The organism is Streptomyces colwelliae, assembly GCF_048158785.1.
In the GTDB taxonomy this organism is placed as follows: domain Bacteria; phylum Actinomycetota; class Actinomycetes; order Streptomycetales; family Streptomycetaceae; genus Streptomyces.
The window spans coordinates 1-1,584 of sequence record NZ_JBLTJC010000771.1; the positions used below are offsets into that span (position 1 = coordinate 1).

Consider the following 1,584-nt stretch of genomic DNA (forward strand, 5'->3'; position numbering starts at 1 on the left):
GTGGAGCGTGCGGCCCGTTACGAGATCCAGCGCCACGCCGCGGTGCTGAACTCCGGCGGCACGATCATCCAGGAGACCCGCCACTTCCACGAGGACACCGGGTCGACGACCTCGGGCCGCGTGAAGGAGGAGGCGGAGGACTACCGGTACTTCCCGGAGCCGGATCTGGTGCCGGTGGCGCCCTCGCGCGAGTGGGTCGAGGAGATCCGCGCGGGGCTGCCCGAGCAGCCGCTGGCGCGCCGTAACCGGCTGAGCGAGGAGTGGGGGATCACCGCGTTCGACATGCAGTCGATCCTCAACGCCGGTGCCATCGACCCGATCGTCGCGACGATCGACGCCGGTGCGGACTCGGCCTCCGCGCGCAAGTGGTGGATGGGTGAACTGGCGCGCAGCGCCAACGAGTCGGGCAAGTCGCTCGACGAACTCCCCATCACGCCGGAGCAGGTCGCCCGCGTCACCGCGCTGGTCACCGCAGGCGACCTGAACGACAAGCTGGCCCGCCAGGTCATCGAAGGCGTTCTCGCCGGCGAGGGCACCCCGGACGAGGTCGTCGAGAAGCGCGGCCTGAAGGTCGTCTCCGACGACGGCGCCCTCACCACCGCCGTCCAGGAGGCCATCGCCGGCAACCCGGGCATCGCCGACAAGATCCGCGGCGGCAAGGTGGCGGCGGCCGGCGCGCTGGTGGGCGCGGTCATGAAGGCCACCCGGGGCCAGGCCGACGCGGCCCGCGTCAAGGAACTGATCCTGGAGCAACTGGGCGTCAGCGAAGGCTGAGCCAGTACACCGTGCACGGCCCCGGAGACCCGATCTCCGGGGCCGTTCCGGTTATGCCCGGCGGCCCACGACCCGCGCGAAGCCGAGGGTGCGTCCTTCATCGGCGCGCACCAGCTTCACCGACTCCCGCGCCATGTCCGCCATCCACGTGTACGGACTCTCCTCGGCGCACACCTCGCTCCACAGCAGCCAGTCCTTCCAGCCGTCGGGCTGCCAGTCGGCGGCCTCGACCTCGACGGTCCCGCCGCGGGTCCAGTGGCGGCGCCACCAGGCGGGGGAGTGGAAGGCCCAGAAACCGGGGTCCCAGAAGGGCTTGAGGTGTTCCGGCGGTTCGTCGCCTTCCAGTTCCTCCCGGAGGGCGGGTACGACGATCCCGATCCGGCCGCCCGGCTTCAACAGCCGGGTCAGTGTGGGCAGATAGAGGTCGGCGGTGCCGAAGTACTGGTAGGCGTCGATCGACACGATCGCGTCGAGCGTGCCGTCCCCGAAGGGGAGATCGTGTGCCTCCACGTGCAGGGGGAGCACCTGGTCGGCGACACCTGCCTCGGCGATCCGTACGGCGTTCTCCTCGGGCTTCACCCACAGGTCGGCGGCGGTGACCTGGACGCCGTACTCCTTGGCGAGGAAGACGGAGGTCATGGCGCGCCCGCAGCCCAGGTCGAGGACGCGTGCGCCGGGGCGCAGGGTGTCGAGGCCCAGGGCCGGGGCCAGCCATTCCAGGAGCCACAGGGCGTGCGGGCCCATCTGGTTCTCGATGGTCCAGCGGGCGTCGTAGGCGTTGCTGCGCGGGTGGCGGGGGTGGGTCAGGCG

The 1,584-nt window shown here is 71.3% G+C and carries 2 protein-coding genes; one reads left to right on the top strand and one right to left on the bottom strand.

Features of this window, described 5'->3' with window-relative positions; all coding sequences use genetic code 11:
* Positions 1–774: Asp-tRNA(Asn)/Glu-tRNA(Gln) amidotransferase subunit GatB (locus ACNFOC_RS54190; protein ID WP_521987248.1), on the top strand; the 774-nt coding region annotated here is incomplete at its 5' end.
* Positions 775–825: 51 nt separating this feature from the next.
* On the opposite strand, the gene ACNFOC_RS54195 is transcribed toward ACNFOC_RS54190, so the two are convergent.
* On the bottom strand, positions 826–1,584 hold a 759-nt coding region (locus ACNFOC_RS54195), incomplete at its 5' end, for an SAM-dependent methyltransferase (RefSeq protein ID WP_416966288.1).